Below are 19,258 nucleotides of genomic sequence, written 5' to 3'. Positions count from 1 at the left end.
GCTGTCACGAACATCGCTGGACTGCACACGACGGTGATGGGACGCGCGTCTTGAAGATCGACACCACGCTGACCGGCGGGCTCGCCACGATGGGCAAGGATGCCGCCGCCGCGGAGGCCGCGGGGTACGCGGGCATCTGGACGTTCGAAGGCGCGCACGACCCGTTTCTGCCGCTGTTGCTCGCCGCCGAGCATACCGAGCGGGTCGAGCTCGGTACCTCGATCGCGGTGGCGTTCGCCCGCAATCCGCTGTTGCTCGCCACCATCGCCTGGGATCTGCAGGCCTTCTCCCGTGGCCGGTTCGTACTCGGTCTCGGGAGCCAGATCCGCGCGCACATCACCCGGCGCTACTCGATGCCGTGGAGCCGACCGGCCGACCGGATGCGCGACATGGTGCTGGCGGTGCGTGCCATCTGGGCGAGCTGGGAGCAGGGCGGGCGGCTCGATTACCAGGGCGAGTTCTATCAGCACACCCTGATGCCACCACTGTTTCGCCCCGCGGCCGACGAGGTGGCCGGGTTCGGACCGCCGCCGATCTATCTCGCGGGGGTGGGCCCGGGTATGACCGCGGTGGCGGGCGAGGTCGCCGACGGATTCATGTCGCACCCGTTCTGCACGCCGAGATTTCTGCGCGAGGTGACCCTGCCCGCCCTGGCGCACGGCGCGGCGCGCGCACGGAAACCCGTGGACGACATCGTGATCCACCATTCGGCGATGGTCGCGACAGGCAGATCCGCGAGCGAGCTCGCCGCGGCCAGGCAGGCCGTCCGAAAGCAGCTGGCGTTCTACGGATCGACACCGGCCTACTGGCCGATTCTCCAGTTGCACGATCGGGCAGAACTCGGACCCCGCCTGAAAGCGATGTCCAAGAACGGGGAATGGGATCGGATGGCCGACCTCGTCGACGACGATTTCCTCGATGCCGTCGCGATCACAGCCACCGACCCCGCCCGCGCGGCGGCGCAACTGCACGAGCGCTACGACGGAATCGTCGAACGGCTCGGGTTCAACACGCCCTATCGGGTCGACCCCGCGCTGCTGACAGAGCTGTTGCGGGAGATGTGATGTCGCGCGGGATGCCGACGGGTCAGAGCGCCGTCGTGTCGTCGACGTGGAGTCGGCGATCGAGGCGGTGAGGATCGACGTCGAGGAGCGGTCGGTCCCAGTGGGCCAGGTCGGCCGCGGAAGCGTAGGTGGTGTCGAGGAAGTGCAGGAGGGTGGCGTCGGGGTCGGGGGAATTGCGGACCACGTCGTACGGGAGGACGAATTCGCCGAGGGTGGTGTCCCACTGGGCGCCGTCGGGGCCCGCGGGACGAGCGGAGTAACCGTCCGGAGCCGGGTAGGAATAGGCGTAGAAGGTGCCTTCGGTGCCACCGGGCCAGAAGCCCGCGCTCGCGCATTCGCGGGAGTAGGCCTCCTCCATCACCCAATCGGCGCAGTTGGGGGCACCGCCGGGGTGCAGGGGCGCGGGGCGGCCGGAGAAGCGGGTGCAGGCCAGGTCGAAGGAACCCCAGAAGAATTGCACCGGACTGGATTTCCCGGCGAAACCGGCGCGCCAGAGCTGGAATACTCGCTCGATCTGGACGAGCTGTTGCCAGAACAGGTGGACGGCGTCGGCGTCATAGGAGTGGTGGGTGGTGTCCTCGGCGAAGGGGATGGCCGGGTCGACCTCGTTGGGTGAGGCTTCGATATCGACCACGATGTCCAGCCGGCCGAGCACATGGCCGAGTTCGGCGTAGAAGTCGGCGACCGTGCGCGGTCGCAGGGCGATCGTGGCGCGGCGGGCGTCGCTGCTGCGCAGGACGAGTTCGTGGTCGACGAAGTCGAATTCGATGTCGAGCAGGCGGCCGTCGACGGAAATCGCACCGGTCGTCATCCCGCGCGCGCTGACCGCGAACGTGATATTCCACCAGTGGTTCACCAGCGGAGTGCCCGCCATTGTCAGCTTGCCGATGATCTGTGACCACATGTGCAGGGTGTCGCGCGTGTCGGACCAGGAGTCGACGCGTAGGGCCGGCCATACGGCCTTGGCGGGAGTCGAACGTGCCATCGGGATCCTCGCTCTCTCGGTGCGCGACCCCGTGGGCCCCGCCCGTTCACAGCCAGGTGCGCTGGCTGATTGGTCAACCGTTCGGCGTGTCCTGCGACGTTTCATCGTACGTCGGCGCTGGTAGATCGCGCCGCAAGGACGAATCCGACCATCAGAGGGGTTGTGTGGGACTCTGAGTCTCATATAACGTAGGAGTCGCGCCACACCGAAGGAGACACCGCTGATGCTGTCGACAATCAAGAACACCGCCACCGATCCCGAGTACCACGAGATCCTGCGCAACCTGTCCGAAGGTTCGGTCAACCGGCACTTCGACCCCTACGTCGACATCGACTGGGAATCCCCCGAGTTCGCCGTGCACAGCGACGACCCGCGCTGGATCATGCCCGAAGAGGACCCGCTGGGCCGTCACCCCTGGTACAAGGCCCAGCCGATCGAGAAGCAGATCGCCATCGGCATGTGGCGCCAGGCCGGCATCGCCAAGGTGGGCCTGGATTTCGAGCAGCTGCTGATCCGCGGGCTGATGCAGTACCTGGTGTCGGTCCCCAACGGCGACCCGGAATTCCGGTACATCACCCACGAGGCTGCCGAAGAGTGCAACCACACGATGATGTTCCAGGAGATGATCAACCGCATCGGCTACCGCGATGTGATCGGCATGGGCACCATCGATCGCAAACTGACGATGGCCATCTGGCCCGCGGTGAAGTACTTCCCCGAACTGTTCTTCACGATGATCCTCGGCGGCGAGGAGCCGATCGATCACCTGCAGAAGTCGCTGCTGCGCGCCGGCGTCGATCTGCACCCGATGGTGCAGCGGGTGATGCAGATCCACGTGGCCGAGGAAGCCCGGCACATCTCCTTCGCCCACGAATACCTGCGCCGCAACGTGCCCGGCATGAACCCGATCACGAAATCGGTGCTCTCCGTGGCCTTCCCGATCGCCATGCGGGTGATGCTCGACATGATCATGACCCCGCCCAAGGAATTCGTCGAGAAGTTCGACATTCCGGCGGAGGTCATGCGCGACGCCTACTGGGGCAGCGAGGAATCGCAGACCACGATGCGCAATATCTTCGGCGATGTGCGTGCCCTCGCCACCAACAGCGGTCTGATGAACCCGGTCGCCAAGCTGACCTGGCGCCTACTCGGCATCGACGGCCCGGTGACCCGCTACCGCAGCGAACCGGCCCGCAAGGTCGCCTGAGCGATCAGGTGAGCACGACGTCCCACCGGAACACCGTTCGGCCATAGTCAACTGTACACAGCGATGTACAGTTGACTATGGCCGATTACGACAGTGTGCCGCTGACCGAGTTACGTGGTCAGCTGGGTAGTGTTTTCGACGGGGTGTCCGCGAGCGGACGGCCCGTGATCGTGACGCGGGAGGGGAAAGAATTGGTCGCGGTGGTACCCGCTGAGGTGTTGCGGCACGGGGCACTGCCCCCCGCGTACTTCAACGATGACCTGCGGGAGCAGATCCTGGGCAAGCTCGACGCCAGGATCACCCAGCATTCGGCGGAAGACATCGCCGAGGCGGAAGCCAAACTGAGCAAGCTGATGGGCGCGCTGGACAGCCGCCAGTGAGCGTCGCCGACCACACCGCGCTCACCTCGCTGGCCCTGTCGCCGCTGTTCGGGCAGGTGATCATGCGCCAGTTCACCCAGCAGCGCCGAATCCTGGTGGTGCCCACCGTGAGTCTGATGGCCGCGATGCGCGCCGTGGACAACATCGATGAACTCGGGCGCCTGCTCGACAATCGCGTCGCCGTGCGCTGGGCCGAACTCGACGCCCCGACCGCGATCCGCATCGGCACCACGGTGCCGATCGTCGACGACCATCTCGACTGGCCACTGATCGCGCCCGTGGTGTTCACCGCGCAGAATCTGGACATGCCGGTCCTCACCGCCAAACCCGAGCTCTATCGCGGCTACAAAGTGGAGATCGCGAACATGCCGTAACCGACCTTCGAGGTCCTGAACTCGGCTTTCCCCGGGGTAGTGACAGATCCCACATCGGCTGTCGGTACCGTGCACAGGTGGTCGGCGGCTGATAGCCCGACCGACCCGCACAGCGGACGAATTACCAGGGAAAGCAGTACCAGGAACACTCGAGGAGAGCTGGTTATGCATCATCTGAGTTTCATGCGTCGCTTCACCACCGCGGTAGCCGCCACCTCGGCCGCCGTCGCCATCGTCTTCGCGAGCCCCGCGGTCGCGGAACCGACGACACAGACTGTCGATGTGGCCGCGGCCGTTTCGCAGCTGCGCACGTCGGTGGCGAACAATCCGGGCGCACTCGCCGCCCTCGACAAGCTCGCCGCCGACGGCACGGTCGATGTCGCGCTGCCTGCACAGCCGTTCCAGATCCCGGCGACCTCCGATATCGGCCAGAACGGCGGCGGGTCCGGGGTGTACGGCTCCGGCATCGCCCTCGATATCGACGGCTTCCGCCTCGGCTTCTTCGGCGGGCCCGGCACCATCTCGCCCAACCAGGGCAACGCCAAGCTCGAGGTCATGTGGCTGAATCTGTCCAGCGGGCAGAGCGGCACCGCGGTCCTGAACGAACACCAGGACGTGCCGGTCGACACCACCATCCGCACCGCGGCGCTGAACACCGGCGCCGGGCTGGTCGTGGCGGCGGTGTACGGCAACCTGTGGCACCGCTGGCCGGTACCGGTCGACGAGGCGCACCCGGACGGGTTCGCTTACCAGCTCGGCACCATCCAGCAGCCCTCGTTCGGTGCTGTCACGCGCTGACGTTCGTCCACTGCGCACCCCGGGTCCACCGGATCCGGGGTGTGCTGTCGTTTCGATGAAGCAGCGCAACAGCTTCGGTGTGGCGTAGGTTGACCGGCGTGGAGGATCTGGTCGACCGACTCGAAGAACTGGAACGCCGTGTTGCCGCGCTGGAGAGCGCGCAGCCCGAGCACGCGCAGCTGCCGTGGGCGGTGGCGCGCCTGCGGCAGGAATTCGCCGATGCCGGGAAACGCACCGGCGGGGTGCTGCTGGCGGGCGCGTTGCAACTGCCCACCGGTGAGCGCTTCGATTGGCAGGCCCAGTACCCCACCGATGCCATCGTCGGTGATGTCTGGACCATCGAAGCGGCCAATTGCCTTGCCGCGCTGGCCGATCCGGTCCGGCTGCGACTACTTCAGGAAATCGTCTACGGGCGCAGAACCGCCGCCGATCTCGCCGCCATCGCGGAACTGGGCACCTCACCCGAGATCTACCAGCACTTGCGCCAGCTGGCCGCCGTCGGCTGGTTGCAGACCGCGGGATTGGGCCGTTTCGAGGTGCCGGAAGGCAGGCTTGTCCCGCTCCTCGCGGTGCTGGCGGCGGCCCAGCGCTGATCTTGTGGAGATGTCCCAAATGCCCGGTTAGACTACTGTGATGCACAGCACATCGACTGCTACGGTGAGCGTCGAGTGATCCAAGCTGCGGAGGTAGTCGAGTGAACCTGTCACATCTGCTCGAAAGCGTGAAGGCGATCGGTGTACTGCGCGCGCGCGGAGTCTCCGATCCCAAAACACCGCTCGAGACCCTGCGGACGATGAAGGAATCCAAGATCTACGGCCCGCAGGCCACCCTCGTGCGCCATTCGGCCCGCGTCGCCCCCGCCCAGGTGGCCCTCGTGGACGAGCGCGGTGAGCTGACCTATCGCGAGCTCGACGAGCAGTCCACCGCCATCGCCCGCGGGTTACGCGAAGCGGGCATCGGCGAGGGCACGGTCATCGCCGTGCTGGCCCGCGATCACCGCGGCCTGATCATGTCGATGATCGCGGCGGGCAAGCTGGGCGCGCGCATCGCGCTGATGAACACCGGCTTCGCCAAACCACAGTTCGCGGAGGTCTGCGAACGCGAGAACGTGCGCGCGGTGCTGCACGACAGCGAGTTCCTCGGCCTGCTCGACGCACTGCCCGCCGACCTGCCGCGCTACCTCACCTGGGTCGACGAGGGCACCGAACTCCCGGCGGGCGCCACGACATTCGACGACCTCGTCGCGAACAACTCCACCGAGGATCTGCCCGCGCCGAGCAAGCCGGGCGGCTTCATCATCCTCACCAGTGGCACCACCGGCCTGCCCAAGGGCGCACCGCGCACCAAGGTCACGCCGATGGCGACCGCGCAGTTCGTCGACCGCGTACCGTTCCCGAAGCGCGGTACAGCGATGATCGTGTCGCCGATCTTCCACAGCACGGGCCTGGGCACCTGGCTGGTCAACACGATCCTGTCGAACAAGATCGTCATGCGCCGCCGATTCGATGCCGAGGCCACCCTCGCCGCGATCGCCGAGCACAAGGTCGAGATGCTGGTGTGCGTGCCGACGATGCTGCACCGGATGACCGAGCTGCCCGCCGACGTCCGCGCGAAATACGACCTGTCCTCACTGAAGGTCATCCTCTTCGCCGGTTCCGCGCTCACCCCGGAGCTGTGCATCAAGGCCACCGAGGCGTTCGGACCGGTGCTCTACAACCTCTACGGGTCGACCGAGGTCGCCATCGCGACCATCGCGAACCCGGCCGAGCTGGCGGAAGCGCCGGGCACGGTCGGCCGTTCGCCGATCACCTGCGAGGTCCGCCTCTACGACGACGAGGATCAGCAGGTCAAGACGCCGGGCGCGCGTGGCCGGATCTTCGTACGCAGTGGCGCGCCGTTCGAGGGCTACACCGACGGCAGGCACAAGCAGATCATCGACGGCTTCATGTCCAGCGGCGACATGGGCCATTTCACCGACACCGGGCTGCTCATGGTCGACGGCCGCGACGACGACATGATCGTCTCCGGTGGCGAGAACGTGTACCCGCAGGAAGTCGAGAACCTGCTGGTCGAGCGGCCCGAGATCTTCGACGTGGCGGTGATCGGCGTCGACGATCCGGAGTTCGGAAAACGCCTGCGCGCCTTCGTCGTCCTGGAAGAAGGTCACACCCTCGACGCCGCCGAACTCCAGGCGCACGTCAAGGCGAATCTGGCCAGGTTCAAGGTGCCGCGCGAGGTGATCTTCCTCGACGAACTGCCCCGCAACGCCACCGGCAAGATCGTGCGTCGCACCCTCATCGACTATGAGGTCTCACAGGGATAGGCCCTGGCTACTACGGAGTAGACAGCGCGGCCGGATCGCTTGCTAGTGTTAGCGACAGCACTGGATCTCGAAGACGCGGTCCGGCCTGCGGTTCTGCGTGGGCTCGGTCTGCCGGAAGGCTGTTCGATGTCTCTGTCTCTGCCCGCGCTAGGTACTACCGCCCGACGTGCCGGTGACTTCGCGCTCGGCGTCAAGGTCATGGTCGATCGCAAGCTGTTCAATCCGCTGCGCCTCGACCACGCCGCCCGTTCGTTCCGCAATGTCTCGAAGTTCGGCCCGTTCGCCGGCGTCGTCATGCACGCCGCGCAGAGCAGGCCGCAGGCGGGCGCGATCGTCGACGAGCTGGGCGAGATCACCTTCGGCGAACTCGACGCACAGTCCAACGCCTTCGCCCGCGGCCTGCGCGCCAGTGGGATCAGCGAGGGCGACGTGATCGCGGTGCTGGCCCGTGACCATCGCGGCATGGTGTTGAGCCTGCTCGCGGCGGGCAAGCTCGGTGTGCGCGCGGTGCTCATGAACACCGGGTTCGCCAAGCCGCAGTTCGCTGATGTCGCCGCCCGCGAGAAGGTCAAGGCGGTGCTGCACGACAGCGAGTTCCTCGACCTGATGAGCGCCATCCCCACCGAGATCCCGCGGGTGCTCACCTGGGTCGACGAAGCGCACGGGGCCGACCCGTCGATCCCGACCGTGGCCTCGCTGTCGGCGGATCGTTCGACCGCCGCGATCACCGCACCGAGCAAGCCCGGCGGCATGGTGATCCTGACCAGCGGCACCACCGGCACCCCCAAGGGCGCACCGCGCGACAAGGTGAGCCCGTTCGCGTCGGCGCAGTTCGTGGATCGGGTGCCGCTGCCCAACAACGGCACCATGATCATGGCGGCGCCGATCTTCCACGGCACCGGCCTGTCGCAGTTCACCCTCGGGCTCGCCCTGGGAAACCGGGTCATCTTCCAGCAGCGCCGGTTCGACCCGGAGCAGACGCTCGCCAATGTGGTGAAGTACCAGGCGGATTCGCTGGTCGTGGTGCCGACGATGCTGCAGCGCATCCTCGATCTGGACGAGCAGGTGCTGGCGAAGTACGACCCGTCGACGATGAAGGTCATCTTCGCCGCGGGCTCGGCGATCGCCCCCGATGTGGTGACCCGCACCCTCGACTACTTCGGCGACTCGCTCTACAACCTCTACGGCTCCACCGAATGCGCGGTGATGACCGTGGCCACCCCGGAGGATCTGCGCAAGGCGCCGACCACGGCGGGCAAGGCACCGGTCGGCATCCGGATCGTGCTGCTCGACGAGAACCGCAAGCCGATCACCGCGCCGAATGTCACCGGAACGATCTTCGTGGACAACGGGTTCGCGTTCACCGGTTACACCGACGGCCGGACCAAGGAAATGGTCGACGGCATGATGTCGAGCGGTGACGTCGGCCATTTCGATGCCGACGGTCTGCTCTACATCGACGGCCGCGACGACGACATGATCGTCTCCGGCGGCGAGAACGTCTTCCCGCTGGAGGTGGAGAACCTCATCGCGGGCCGCGCCGATGTGTTCGAGGCCGCGGTGGTCGGCGTCGACGACCACGACTACGGCAAACGGCTGCGCGCGATCGTGGTGCCCGGCCCGGAGTCCAAGCGCGACGCCAAGGAGATCAAGGAATACGTCCGCGAGAACCTGGCCCGCTACAAGGTGCCGCGCGAGGTGATCTTCGTCGACGAGCTGCCGCGCAACGCGACGGGCAAGCTGCTGCGCAAGCCGCTGATCGAGATGCCGGTCGAGTCCGACTGAGAACGGCTGGACGTAGCCCGCTCTATTGCCGCCGAGCGGGCCTCGTCCGTCGACTATCATCAGCGCGTGATCATCGGGTTCGAGCAGGCGTCCGCGCCGTCGCGTGCGGTCGGCGCGCGGCTGCGTGGCGCCTGCGCGGGCTCGATGTCGGGCGCGCTGTCGTTGGCCGCGCACGGGCTGGCCGCCGGTGGGGCGCTGCCGGGCAGCACCGCGATCGTGTTGCTGGCGGCGGCCTCGGCGGTTGTCGGCGCACTGGTCACCGGGATCGGACCACTGCGTCACGGTGCGCTGGGTTTGGCGGCGGTGCTGCTGGGTGGTCAGCTGGTCGGCCACACCACGATGAGCTGGTCGGGGCACTCGCACTCGGCTGACGATTCGCTCGGACTCGGCATGCTCACCGCCCACACCGTCGCCGCGCTGCTCGCGGCCGTCGTCATCGTCGGCGCCGAGGCCGCCTACCGGGTCGGCGGCGCTGTGCTGGCGCGCATCCTGCCGCTGCGCTACCGCACTCCCCGCATCCCCGACCCGGCGCCGTTGCGCCTGGCCCACCGCGACCGCGTCATCCTGCGAATCTTCGCCACGTCGTCGCTGCGAACCCGCGCTCCCCCGCTCGCTGTTCCTTTCTGACCTTTCCCTCACCCGGTGCACGGGCTCGTCGTGCGCTGTCCCCGTGTCGAACACGCGCCTCGTTGTCGCCTCCCTACGCTGACGTCACCCGTTCTCTCGACGTGAGCGTGGCACTCGACGTACGCCGCCGATCGGCCGTGTTCGTCCGGCTCCGCTCGGACGAAGACCGCGCCTGACGATCGGCAGGCTCCACGCCGCACCAGGTCGACGGCCTTCGCGCGCCGTCGTCGATGCGGGTGCCGAGCCGTGCCTTGTCCGCGCGCACCGGGTTCCAGTACTCCAGAAATGAATCAGCATGAGCATCACGGACACTCGTCCGGCCGAGGAGAACTCCCCCTCGGCACCACCGATCCCCGGTGACAGTCCACGTTCCGGCGCACGCCGGGGCTTACGCCTGTCTCCGCTGGCCCTGCGCCTGCACTTCTACGCGGGGTTCTTCGTCGCCCCGTTCATCCTGATCGCCGCGCTCACCGGCGCGCTGTACGCGATCGCGCCGACGATCGAAGGGTTCGTCTCGCGCGATCTGCTGCAGGTCGACACCACCGGGCCCGACCAGGCCCTGTCCGCCCAGGTCGGCGCGGCGGTCGCGGCGCGCCCCGACCTGGCTCTGGTCGCGGTCGCCCCCGCCCCGAACGAGGGCGACACCACGCGCGTGCTGTTCAACGATCCGGCGCTCGGCGACTCCGAGCGGCTGTCGGTGTTCGTCGACCCGCACACCGCCCAGCCGGTCGGCGAGTCGGTGGTCTACGGAAGTGGTGGCGCGCTGCCACTGCGCACCTGGCTCAGCGAGTTCCATCGCAGCCTGCACCTGGGCGAGCCCGGCAGGCTCTACAGCGAGCTGGCCGCGTCGTGGCTGTGGGTGATCGCGCTGTTCGGGCTGGTGCTGTGGGTGCACCGGGTGCGCAAGCGGCGCGACCGCAGGTCGGCGCAGTGGCTGCTCAAGCCGGATCTGTCCCAGACCAGGCGTCGAAAGATGAACTGGCACGGTGCGATCGGCGTCTGGATCCTGCCCGTGGTGCTGCTGCTCTCGGCCACCGGCATGACGTGGTCCACCTATGCCGGTGAGAACGTCACGACGCTGCGCGAAGAACTCAGCTGGACCACCCCCGCGGTGAGCGTGAAACTGCCGGGCACCGCCGGTCCCGCCCAGTCCTCGGGCGGCGACCACCACAGCGGGGGGCAGACCGGCCCGGCCCCGGTCGACCCCTCGGCACGGATCGCGCAACTCGATCGCGTCTACGAGGTCGCTCGCGCCGAGGGCATCACCCAGGGCGCCGAAATCGCCATCCCGGCGACGCCGGAGAAGGCGTTCGGCATCAAGGAACTGCGCCTGCCCGGCACCTACACCGTCGACTCGCTCGCCGTCGACGGCGCGACCGGCACGGTCACCGACCGGCTGGCGTTCGCCGACTGGCCGCTGATGGCCAAGCTCACCAACTGGGGCATCGCCTTCCACATGGGTCTGCTGTTCGGCCTGGTCAACCAGCTGTTGCTGCTCGCGATCATGGTCGGCCTCGTCACCGTGATCGTGCTCGGTTACCGCATGTGGTGGCAGCGTCGACCCACCCGCAGGACCGCTCTGCCCGTCCCGCCACGGCGTGGGGTGCTGCGCCGCACGTCGCCGTGGATCACCGTTCCGCTGGTCGGCGCGGCGGTCGCCGTCGGCTGGTTCCTCCCGCTCATCGGCGTGAGCTTGATCGTTTTCCTGCTCATCGATGTCGCATTGGGCCTGGCCGCTCGCGCGGACACGGTGTAACGCATGGCTAACTATCGAGGAAACATCCCATGTAACCCATGACCCTCGATGATCGGAGCTTGCCCATGAGAACCTCAGCTCGCGCAGTAGCGATGTGCTTGGCCGCTCCGGCCATCGCGGTCGCCTTGACCGGTGTCGCCGCGGGGACGGCCGCCGCTGATCCCGGCTGCCAGGGGTCGATGAACGGCCCGTGGGCGTTCAATGGTGGGTGTTACGGCGGCGAGGGCACCTACCGGCTCGAGGTCGACTGCATCGGTTACAACATCGCGCCCTTCGCCGTCGGGCCGTACACGATCCGCCAGGACCTGCCGGTCGGCCAGGCGGGCACCGTGGCGTGCTTCGGTCCGAACTGGTCCAGCGCGGGGTGGGCCGTCGGCTCGCGGATCTTCCGGCTCTGACACCCGCATCGCGACGCCGAACCCGACACGATCGGTGGCTGGTTCGGATTTGCGGTGAAAGGATCAGCGGATGACGCTGTCTCGCCGACAACTCCTGCACGGCGGCATCGGCGGTTCGATCGCCGCTGTCGTGGGGGTATCCGCGGTGAGCAGTGCGCGGTTCGCCGCGCCACGGCGGCTCGGCGAACCGTTCTCGCTCGGGGTCGCGTCCGGCGAACCGACCCCGGACGGAGTGGTGCTGTGGACGCGACTCGCCCCCGATCCGCTCGCACCCGACGGGTACGGCGGGATGACGGTCGCCCCGGTGACCGTCGACTACGAGGTCGCCGAGGACGAACGATTCACGAAAGTCGTGGTCACCGGCTCAGCGGTGGCGACCCGCGAGCTCGGGCACAGTGTGCATCCCGAGGTCGCCGGGCTGGCGCCGGATCGGTGGTACTACTACCGGTTCCGGGCCGGTTCGGCGATCTCGCCGGTCGGGCGCACCCGCACCGCGCCCGCGCTCGACAGCCCGACCGCGCGGCTCCGGTTCGCCTTCGCGTCGTGCCAGTCGTGGAGTTCGGGGTACTACACCGCCTACGAACACCTCAGCGCCGAAGATCTCGACCTCGTCGTGCATCTCGGCGACTACATCTACGAATCCTCCTGGGTGCTGGCCCGCCACGGTGCGCACCTGCCGCCGCAACTCGCCGGCGAGGCAGTGGATCTGGCGGGCTACCGACTGCGCTATGCCCAGGCCAAAGGCGAAGCGCCGCTCCAGGCCGCGCACTCGGCGTTCCCCTGGCTGGTCACCCTCGACGATCACGAGCTCGACAACAACTGGGCCGGTGACAGTCCCGGCCTCGGCTTCGACGTGTACCGCCTCGCACCGCTGTTCCGCCGCCGCAAGGCCGCTGCGTTCCAGGCCATGTACGAGCATCAGCCGATGCGCTTGGCGCAGCTGCCCGCAGGCCCGTCGATGCACCTGCACCGCCGCTACCGGTTCGGCGATCTCGCCGAATTCACCATGATCGACACCAGGCAGTACCGCACCCAGCAGGCATGCGGTGACGGCTCGGCGGTCGTCGGATGCGCCGACCGTTTCGCCACCGACCGCACGATTCTCGGTGCGGCCCAACGTGACTGGCTCGTCGACGGCTTCGCCACCTCGCCCGCCCGCTGGCAGGTGCTCGGCAATCAGGTCGCCATGGCCCAGTCCGATTACGACCCCGGCCCCGACCTGCTGCTCGGCACCGATGCCTGGGACGGCTATGTCGCAGACCGCAATACGGTGCTGGCCGCAGCCACCGACCACGCGGTCGACAACCTGGTGGTGATCACCGGCGACCGCCACGAGAACTACGTCGCCGACCTACGCCGCGACTACGCCGATCCCGAATCACCGGTCGTGGCAACAGAATTCACCGGCACATCGATCAGCACCGGCAGCGACGGCGCGGATCTCACCGACGCGGGTCGTACGCTGCTGGCCGCCAACCCGGACCTGAAGTTCTACAACCGGCAACGCGGCTATGTTCGCGTCGACCTCGACCATCGCCAGTGGCGCAACGACTTCCGCGTGGTCCCCTACGTGAGCCGTCCGGGTGCCCCGATCAGCACGCGGGCGAGTTTCGTTGTCGAGGACGGGATCCCCGGCGCGGTCAGGTCAGCCTGAGGACAGTTTTCCCTTCGGCGGCACCGGTCAGCAACGCGCGCATCGTGGTCGCCATAGCCTCGACGCTACCCGCGCCCGCACACCGACCCGGGCGCGCACGCGTCACGGATCCGGGGTGAATTCCTCCATCGTCATCGCCGCACCCTCGGGGACCTGGACCGGGCGTAGCAGCGCCCAGCCGATGAACACGACGGCGAACCCGATCATGCCGAGCCCCGCCCAGAGATTCACATCGATCCCGCCGGTCTTGACCTCCTGGGCCGCGCTGTCCTGCACCAGCGAGGTGATCACCAGGACGACGCCGTAGCTGCCGAGCAGCGCACCGACAATGGTGCGGATATCGAAAAGCATGGTGCTGACTCCTTATCCGACGATGATGTTGAGGGCGATCACCAGCACGAGGGCGATCCCGGCGAGCAGGGTCGGCCGCTGGTACCAGGGCAGCGAGTCGGCATCGGCGTCGGTGCGCATCGCCTTCGGTGTCTCGGAATACACCAGGCCGACCAGTTCGGCGGGCGGCTTCGGCCTGGTCACCAGGGTGACCGCGACGCTGACGGCGATGTCGACCACGAACGCGGCGCCCGCGGCGACGAAGCTGGCGCCCTGCCCGGACAGGTTCGTCACCCCGGTCTCGTTGAGCAGGAACACGAACACGGCGGCGAGCGTGCCACTGACCAGGCCGACCCAGCCCGCGGTCGGCGACATCCGCTTCCACAGCATGCCGAGGATGAACGTCGCGAACAGCGGTGCGTTGAAGAAACTGAACAGGGTCTGCAGGTAGTCCATCATGTTGCTGAACCCGCCCGCGATGAACGCGGTGAAGATCGCCGCCACCGTCGCACCGACCGTGGCCAACCTGCCGACCTTCAGGTAGTACCCGTCGGGACGACCCTTACGGACGTACTGCTGCCACAGATCGAAGCTGAACACGGTGTTGAACGCCGAGACATTGGCCGCCATTCCGGCCATGAACGCCGCCAGCAGACCCGCGAGCCCGACACCGAGAAGGCCGTTCGGCAGCACCTCTTTCATCAAGAACAACAGCGCCTGGTTGTAGGTGACATCGCCCTCGAAATCGGGATTCGCGGTGACCTGCTGTTTGTACTCGATCATCTGTGGCACCAGGACCGCGCTGATCATGCCGGGGATCACCACGATCAGCGGGATGAACATCTTCGGATAGGCGCCGATGATGGGGGTGCGCTGCGCGGCCGAAATCGAGTGAGTGGCCAAGGCACGCTGCACTTCTACGAAGTTGGTTGTCCAATACCCGAAGGAGAGAACGAATCCCAGACCGAACACGATGCCCATGATCGAGGCGAAGTTGTCGGTGAATCCGCTCATCGCGTTGCCCGGCCAGGTCTGCAACTGGTCGGCGCCACCCGGTGAGCCGGACACCTTGTCCTGCAAGCCGTCCCAGCCGCCGACACGGTGCAGGCCGACCAGGGTCAGCGGCAGTAGTGCGGCCACGATCACGAAGAACTGCAGCACCTCGTTGTAGATCGCGGCCGAGAGCCCGCCGAGGGTGACGTAGGACAGCACGATCACCGCGGCCACGACCACCGAGATCCACAGCGGCCAGCCCAGCAGCACATTCACGATGGTGCCGAGCAGATAGAGGTTCACCCCCGCGATCAGCACCTGGGCCACCGCGAAGCTCAACGCGTTCACCAGGTGCGCGCCGGTACCGAAGCGCCTGCGCATGAATTCCGGCACCGAACGCACCTTGGAGCCGTAGTAGAACGGCATCATCACCACACCGAGGAACAGCATCGCGGGCACGGCGCCGATCCAGAAGTAGTTGAAGGTGGGGAAGCCGTATTGGGCACCGTTGGCAGACATGCCCATGATCTCCACCGCGCCGAGATTGGCGGAGATGAACGCGAGACCGGTGACCCACGCGGGCAGCGAGCGCCCCGACAGGAAGAAGTCGATACTCGACGACACCCGGCGCCGGGCAATGAGGCCGATGCCGAGGACGAAGACGAAGTACAGGGCGACCAGCGCGTAGTCGACGGGGGCGGCGTCGAGCCGCAGTGTCGACGAGGCTTCTAGGGTGGCGGGCGAAAAGGCAAGCGGCACAGCGTGTCCCTCCTGACCTGGAGCCGGACGGCACACGAGCGTCGTTCACACGGCGCGGGTCGCGTCGTCCGTCGAACTGTTTCGGGTGCTTCCCACTGTGCGCGCCCGTCCTGCGCCGCACAGCGAAATCGCACAGAACAAAATGGACAACTGTTCACTCCAGTCTGCGCGCACCCGCGGCAGGCTCGACGGCGAAGACGCGGGGCGGGGCGAAACCAGTGGTAGCGAACCGGTTCATGATGTTCTCGGCCACCCGGTCGGCGTGCTCGACCAGGGCGATGATGCTGCCGCCGAAGCCACCGCCGACCATGCGCGCACCGTGTGCGCCCGCGGCGAGTGCCGCGTCGACGGCGAGATCCAGCGGGGGCGCGGAAACCTCGAAGTCCTCGCGCAGCGAGTGGTGCGAGGCCGTGAGCAGCGCACCGATCGACTGCGGGTCCGCACCGGCGCGCAGCCGGTCGACGACCGCGAGCACCCGCGCGTTCTCGGTGACCACGTGCCGCGCGCGACGCCGCAGCACTCGATCCTGTAAGCGTGGCAGGTCTTCGGAGGTGGCATCGCGCAGGGCGGACAGCTTCAGCGCGGCGGCGGCGGCTTCGCACTGGGCTCTCCGCTCGGCATATCCGCCGTCTGCCAGATCGTGCGGGTGGCCGGTGTCGGCGACGATCAACGCCAGCCCGGCAGCGGCGAGATCGAACGGAATCTGCTCGGCGGCAGCCGATTCCGAGGCGGTGAAGGCGCGGATGTCGAGGAACAGGGCGTGGCCCTCGGTACACAGGATCGAGGCGGACTGGTCGAGCAGGCCCGTCGGCACTCCGGCGAAGCTGTTCTCCGCCGCCCTGGCGATCTCGACCATGCGCCGATCGGTGAGCGCGGGCGCGAACAGGTCGCGCAGCGCGATCGTCACCGCGCAGCACAGGGCCGCCGACGAGGACAGGCCCGCGCCGATCGGCACCGCACCGTCGAGTTCGAGGTCCACCCCGCTGACGCGATGACCGCCGCGGATGAATTCGTTGACGACGCCGAGCGGATAGCGGGCCCAACCGGGCAGCCGATCCCGTTGTGCCGCAAGAGCATCTACGCCCACCTCGACGACCTCACCGGGCCGCTGCGCCGAGGTGAGCCGTACCAGCCCGTCACCGCGCGGTCCGGCCGCGCAGACGACGCCGAGCGGCAGGGCGATCGGCAAGACGAACCCGTCGTTGTAGTCGGTGTGCTCGCCGATGAGGTTCACCCGGCCCGGCGCGATCCACTTCTCCACCCGTACTTCCCTTCCGCTTCCTGCGACGATGTCATCACCGAACACCGCGGCGGGCAACTGTCGAGCACCGGGTGCCGAATCGGTATGCGGCAATGCTCTCAACGCATCGACAGCAGGGCCGTGGACGTGTCATGATCGACTGAGTTGTAAAGGTTTTGAGCGTCGGCACTGCCGGCTGGGGATCGTGCTCGGACAACAACACTCGGTGCTCTCGGCCGATACTTCGAGTGATTCACCGGCCTCACATTCGAATCGACGCTCGTCGCGTGCGCAGCAAGATCGAGGGGGGCTGATGACCATCAGCGAGACACGCTACGGGAGCCTGCGACGGTGCGCGGTATCGCTCGGCGCGGCGGGGGCCGTGCTGATCGCGCCGCTGGCGGGCGGCCGGGCGCTGCCGTTTCTGCTGCTCATCGTGATCGTCGCGGGATCGCTGGCGATGATCGGGTACGGCATGTACCGCCATCGGCCCGCGCACCGGCTGCCCTGGTACCTGCTGGCCGCGTCGGTGCCGCTGTTCGCCACGGGCACCGCGATACGCGCGCTCGGACTGCCCCCGAGCTGGCACCCGGTCGACGATCTGTGTACGTTGGCGGCCTCGCTGTGCCTCGGCGTGGCCGCCGTCGGCTGGTTGCAGCCGCACCGACTGCGCAATGCCCGCGACCTCTGGCTGGACTCGACGCTCATCGGGCTCAGCGCGCTGCTGGCCTCGTGGACATTCCTGATCTCGCCGATCCTGCGGCACAGCACCGGGTTCGTCGATACCGCGCTGGCCGCGAGCTATCCGCTGATCCACGCGCTGCTGGCTACCGTGCTCGCGCATTCGCTGGCGACGGTGGTCCGCTCGGAGACATCGCTGCGGTTGTTGCAGGCCGCATTGATCGCCGTACTCATCGGTGGGTTGATCGAAAGCCTCACTGCCGCAGGCACGATCGCGGTCGATCCCGAAGTCGCGCTGGTGCCGCAGCAGTGGGCGTACCTGCTGGCCGGGCTGGCCGCGGTGCAGCCGACGATGGGCGGGTTGCGCGACGCCGAGAGTGTGGGACCGCATCGATCGCGGCAGCGGGCCGGGATGATCGCGGTGGCACTGGTGGCGGCCTCGCTGGTGAGTGTGGTCGGCGCCGACCTCGGCGTGGTCGACCGCGTGGTGATCTGCGCGCTGCTCACGTTGCTGTTGGCCGGTGTCCTGGTGCGCAGCGAACGCGCCATCGCGCGCAGCACACGCAGCGAACGCCGCGCCCAGTACCAGGCCGACCACGACCTGCTCACCGGGCTGTTCAACCGGGCCGCGCTGCTGCGCGCACCACACCGCTATCGCGATCAGTGGGCCGGAAAACCACTGTGTCTGCTGTTCATCGACCTCGACGGCTTCAAAATGGTGAACGACAGCTACGGTCACGCCGTCGGCGACGAACTCATCGCCAACGCCGCGTCCCGCATCCGCCGCACCACCGCCAGCGCCGACCTCACGGCCCGCTACGGCGGCGACGAATTCGTGGTCCTGGCACCACGCAGCCGCACCGAAGCCGCCGTGCTGGCCGAACACATCCTCGGCGCCTTCATCCGCCCCTTCGAACTGAGCTGCGGTGAAATCCCCATCACCGCCAGCATCGGCGTCGCCTGCCTGACCACCCGCCCCACCGAAACAACCATCTACGACCTGATCCGCACCGCCGACGCCGCCATGTATCACGCCAAGGAATACCGCCTCGGTCTCAGCTTCCACGACGAACTGAGAAAGCCGTCGACGCGGCGGCGCATCTCCGCCTCCCCGCGGATTCAGCGGGTGGCCCAGTAGGTCAGTCCCCCAACTCCTCCAACAGCTTCCGAGCCGCCTCCAGCTCGGCCTGCAACTGCGCGACCTTCGCTTGCTGCGCCCCCCGAGCAGCCTCCAGAATCCCGGCCACCACTTCCTCTACCTCGGGGTGCAGGATCTTCGCGGCCTGAGCGACGGCCGCACTGCTGACCGCCAACCCCTTCACACTGCGCTTCTTACCGTTGATCACATCGACAGTCCACTCACCGTCGGCGGTTCCGGTGAGGGTCACGGTCACCTCGGCCACCTTGGCCTTGCGCACCGCGGGAGCCTTCGCCGGCCGCGGCGCTGCCGGGGCGGGCTTGGGATCATCGGCTACCGGGGCGAGCGACCTCGGCGCGGGCGTAGCAGCGCTCGGCAGGGTCGACGGCTGGGTCACAGTGTTGTCCTTTCGGTTGCTCGGCGCGGGGGCACTGTCCGGGCGGGTCCGTGCGGATCCGCCCGGCGCTACGGTAGTCCCGCGGGCCGGCTTGGTCAGCGTCACCTCGCTCGGGCCGAACGAGAGCACATCTTTGGAACCGGTGGGCCGCACCTGCAGGAAGTCGCCCGCGGACGGATCGTCGAGCGCGACAACCTTGCCCGACTTCCCCTCGGCGACACCGACAGCGGCGGCGGTGAACCACACCATCGGCGGTTTGCCCTCAGCGAGCTCGCCTGCGATACGCGCGAGCTCGGCGTCGGATAGTACCGGCGGTGCTGATCGGCGGGATGCGGACTTGGTGCTCGGCGAGGACATCGTGGACTCCGG

The 19,258-nt window shown here is 67.7% G+C and carries 18 protein-coding genes; 13 read left to right on the top strand and 5 right to left on the bottom strand.

From position 1 onward, the window contains the following. Positions 1-50 precede the first annotated feature (50 nt). Positions 51-1,064 carry a TIGR03617 family F420-dependent LLM class oxidoreductase gene (locus ACFQ9R_RS15975; protein WP_378991373.1) on the top strand — a complete coding sequence of 338 codons (1,014 nt, stop codon included), beginning with the start codon at positions 51-53 and terminating at the stop codon, positions 1,062-1,064. A gap of 22 nt (positions 1,065-1,086) precedes the next feature. Here ACFQ9R_RS15975 and ACFQ9R_RS15970 read toward each other — a convergent pair whose 3' ends face one another. After that, on the bottom strand, positions 1,087-2,049 hold the full coding sequence (locus tag ACFQ9R_RS15970) for a DUF5996 family protein (RefSeq protein ID WP_378991372.1): 963 nt from the start codon (positions 2,047-2,049) through the stop codon (positions 1,087-1,089). Between the two features lie 223 nt (positions 2,050-2,272). Here ACFQ9R_RS15970 and ACFQ9R_RS15965 point away from each other — a divergent pair, with 223 nt between their 5' ends. The 11 genes from ACFQ9R_RS15965 to ACFQ9R_RS15915 all read left to right on the top strand — a co-directional run bounded on the left by ACFQ9R_RS15965 (position 2,273) and on the right by ACFQ9R_RS15915 (position 13,351). Continuing rightward, on the top strand, positions 2,273-3,256 hold the full coding sequence (locus ACFQ9R_RS15965; protein WP_378991371.1) for a diiron oxygenase: 984 nt from the start codon (positions 2,273-2,275) through the stop codon (positions 3,254-3,256). 77 nt (positions 3,257-3,333) lie between these two features. Further along, the gene (locus ACFQ9R_RS15960) at positions 3,334-3,636 is read left to right on the top strand and encodes a type II toxin-antitoxin system prevent-host-death family antitoxin (RefSeq protein WP_266292300.1); all 303 of its coding nucleotides are present in this window, start codon (positions 3,334-3,336) and stop codon (positions 3,634-3,636) included. After that, on the top strand, positions 3,633-4,010 hold the full coding sequence (locus tag ACFQ9R_RS15955) for a hypothetical protein (protein WP_378632914.1): 378 nt from the start codon (positions 3,633-3,635) through the stop codon (positions 4,008-4,010). Before ACFQ9R_RS15960 ends, ACFQ9R_RS15955 begins: the two co-directional genes overlap by 4 nt. Positions 4,011-4,175: 165 nt before the next feature. Next, on the top strand, positions 4,176-4,808 hold the full coding sequence (locus tag ACFQ9R_RS15950; protein ID WP_378991370.1) for a hypothetical protein: 633 nt from the start codon (positions 4,176-4,178) through the stop codon (positions 4,806-4,808). A 98-nt stretch (positions 4,809-4,906) separates the two neighbouring features. Next, complete coding sequence (locus ACFQ9R_RS15945) at positions 4,907-5,401, top strand: helix-turn-helix transcriptional regulator (protein WP_101468527.1); 495 nt, start codon at positions 4,907-4,909, stop codon at positions 5,399-5,401. 101 nt (positions 5,402-5,502) lie between these two features. Continuing rightward, positions 5,503-7,131, top strand: coding sequence for an acyl-CoA synthetase (locus ACFQ9R_RS15940; protein ID WP_378991369.1), 1,629 nt, complete (start codon positions 5,503-5,505; stop codon positions 7,129-7,131). Positions 7,132-7,257: 126 nt separating this feature from the next. Continuing rightward, complete coding sequence (locus tag ACFQ9R_RS15935; RefSeq protein ID WP_378991368.1) at positions 7,258-8,916, top strand: acyl-CoA synthetase; 1,659 nt, start codon at positions 7,258-7,260, stop codon at positions 8,914-8,916. Positions 8,917-8,982: 66 nt separating this feature from the next. Then, on the top strand, positions 8,983-9,543 hold the full coding sequence (locus tag ACFQ9R_RS15930; protein WP_378991367.1) for a hypothetical protein: 561 nt from the start codon (positions 8,983-8,985) through the stop codon (positions 9,541-9,543). A 295-nt stretch (positions 9,544-9,838) separates the two neighbouring features. Next, positions 9,839-11,299, top strand: coding sequence for a PepSY-associated TM helix domain-containing protein (locus ACFQ9R_RS15925; RefSeq protein ID WP_378991366.1), 1,461 nt, complete (start codon positions 9,839-9,841; stop codon positions 11,297-11,299). Between the two features lie 65 nt (positions 11,300-11,364). Then, the gene (locus ACFQ9R_RS15920) at positions 11,365-11,697 is read left to right on the top strand and encodes a hypothetical protein (RefSeq protein WP_378632903.1); all 333 of its coding nucleotides are present in this window, start codon (positions 11,365-11,367) and stop codon (positions 11,695-11,697) included. A gap of 70 nt (positions 11,698-11,767) precedes the next feature. Next, positions 11,768-13,351, top strand: a complete 1,584-nt coding sequence (locus tag ACFQ9R_RS15915) for an alkaline phosphatase D family protein (protein ID WP_378991364.1) — start codon at positions 11,768-11,770, stop codon at positions 13,349-13,351. 102 nt (positions 13,352-13,453) lie between these two features. On the opposite strand, the gene ACFQ9R_RS15910 is transcribed toward ACFQ9R_RS15915, so the two are convergent. The 3 genes from ACFQ9R_RS15910 to galK form a co-directional block, all read right to left on the bottom strand. Further along, positions 13,454-13,702: a hypothetical protein gene (locus ACFQ9R_RS15910; protein WP_378991363.1), complete on the bottom strand. Its 249-nt coding sequence runs from the start codon at positions 13,700-13,702 to the stop codon at positions 13,454-13,456. 12 nt (positions 13,703-13,714) lie between these two features. Continuing rightward, positions 13,715-15,433 (bottom strand): sodium:solute symporter family protein, encoded by a 1,719-nt coding sequence (locus ACFQ9R_RS15905; protein ID WP_378991362.1) that lies wholly within the window; start codon positions 15,431-15,433, stop codon positions 13,715-13,717. Positions 15,434-15,587: 154 nt separating this feature from the next. Further along, positions 15,588-16,694: a galactokinase gene (galK, locus tag ACFQ9R_RS15900; RefSeq protein WP_378991361.1), complete on the bottom strand. Its 1,107-nt coding sequence runs from the start codon at positions 16,692-16,694 to the stop codon at positions 15,588-15,590. A gap of 292 nt (positions 16,695-16,986) precedes the next feature. Between galK and ACFQ9R_RS15895 the strand changes: the two genes are divergently transcribed. Continuing rightward, the gene (locus ACFQ9R_RS15895) at positions 16,987-18,492 is read left to right on the top strand and encodes a diguanylate cyclase (RefSeq protein WP_378991359.1); all 1,506 of its coding nucleotides are present in this window, start codon (positions 16,987-16,989) and stop codon (positions 18,490-18,492) included. Between the two features lies 1 nt (position 18,493). Here the strand turns inward: ACFQ9R_RS15895 and ACFQ9R_RS15890 are convergent, their stop codons facing one another. Next, the gene (locus ACFQ9R_RS15890) at positions 18,494-19,246 is read right to left on the bottom strand and encodes a DUF6319 family protein (RefSeq protein WP_378991358.1); all 753 of its coding nucleotides are present in this window, start codon (positions 19,244-19,246) and stop codon (positions 18,494-18,496) included. Positions 19,247-19,258 lie beyond the last annotated feature (12 nt).

Origin of the sequence: Nocardia sp. NPDC056541, from assembly GCF_042794235.1 — a bacterium.
Classification (GTDB): Bacteria; Actinomycetota; Actinomycetes; order Mycobacteriales; family Mycobacteriaceae; genus Nocardia.
Note: the sequence above shows the minus strand (reverse complement) of the source record. Positions and strands in the feature narration are given on the sequence as shown.

Bases quoted from the DNA above. Each gene is read 5' to 3' on its own strand.
- ACFQ9R_RS15965 (WP_378991371.1), top strand. From the start codon at position 2,273: ATGCTGTCGACAATCAAGAACACCGCCACCGATCCCGAGTACCACGAG.
- ACFQ9R_RS15920 (WP_378632903.1), top strand. From the start codon at position 11,365: ATGAGAACCTCAGCTCGCGCAGTAGCGATGTGCTTGGCCGCTCCGGCC.
- ACFQ9R_RS15890 (WP_378991358.1), bottom strand. From the start codon at position 19,246: ATGTCCTCGCCGAGCACCAAGTCCGCATCCCGCCGATCAGCACCGCCG.
- ACFQ9R_RS15915 (WP_378991364.1), top strand. From the start codon at position 11,768: ATGACGCTGTCTCGCCGACAACTCCTGCACGGCGGCATCGGCGGTTCG.
- ACFQ9R_RS15925 (WP_378991366.1), top strand. From the start codon at position 9,839: ATGAGCATCACGGACACTCGTCCGGCCGAGGAGAACTCCCCCTCGGCA.
- ACFQ9R_RS15895 (WP_378991359.1), top strand. From the start codon at position 16,987: ATGACCATCAGCGAGACACGCTACGGGAGCCTGCGACGGTGCGCGGTA.
- ACFQ9R_RS15960 (WP_266292300.1), top strand. From the start codon at position 3,334: ATGGCCGATTACGACAGTGTGCCGCTGACCGAGTTACGTGGTCAGCTG.
- ACFQ9R_RS15910 (WP_378991363.1), bottom strand. From the start codon at position 13,702: ATGCTTTTCGATATCCGCACCATTGTCGGTGCGCTGCTCGGCAGCTAC.
- ACFQ9R_RS15935 (WP_378991368.1), top strand. From the start codon at position 7,258: ATGTCTCTGTCTCTGCCCGCGCTAGGTACTACCGCCCGACGTGCCGGT.
- ACFQ9R_RS15950 (WP_378991370.1), top strand. From the start codon at position 4,176: ATGCATCATCTGAGTTTCATGCGTCGCTTCACCACCGCGGTAGCCGCC.
- ACFQ9R_RS15970 (WP_378991372.1), bottom strand. From the start codon at position 2,049: ATGGCACGTTCGACTCCCGCCAAGGCCGTATGGCCGGCCCTACGCGTC.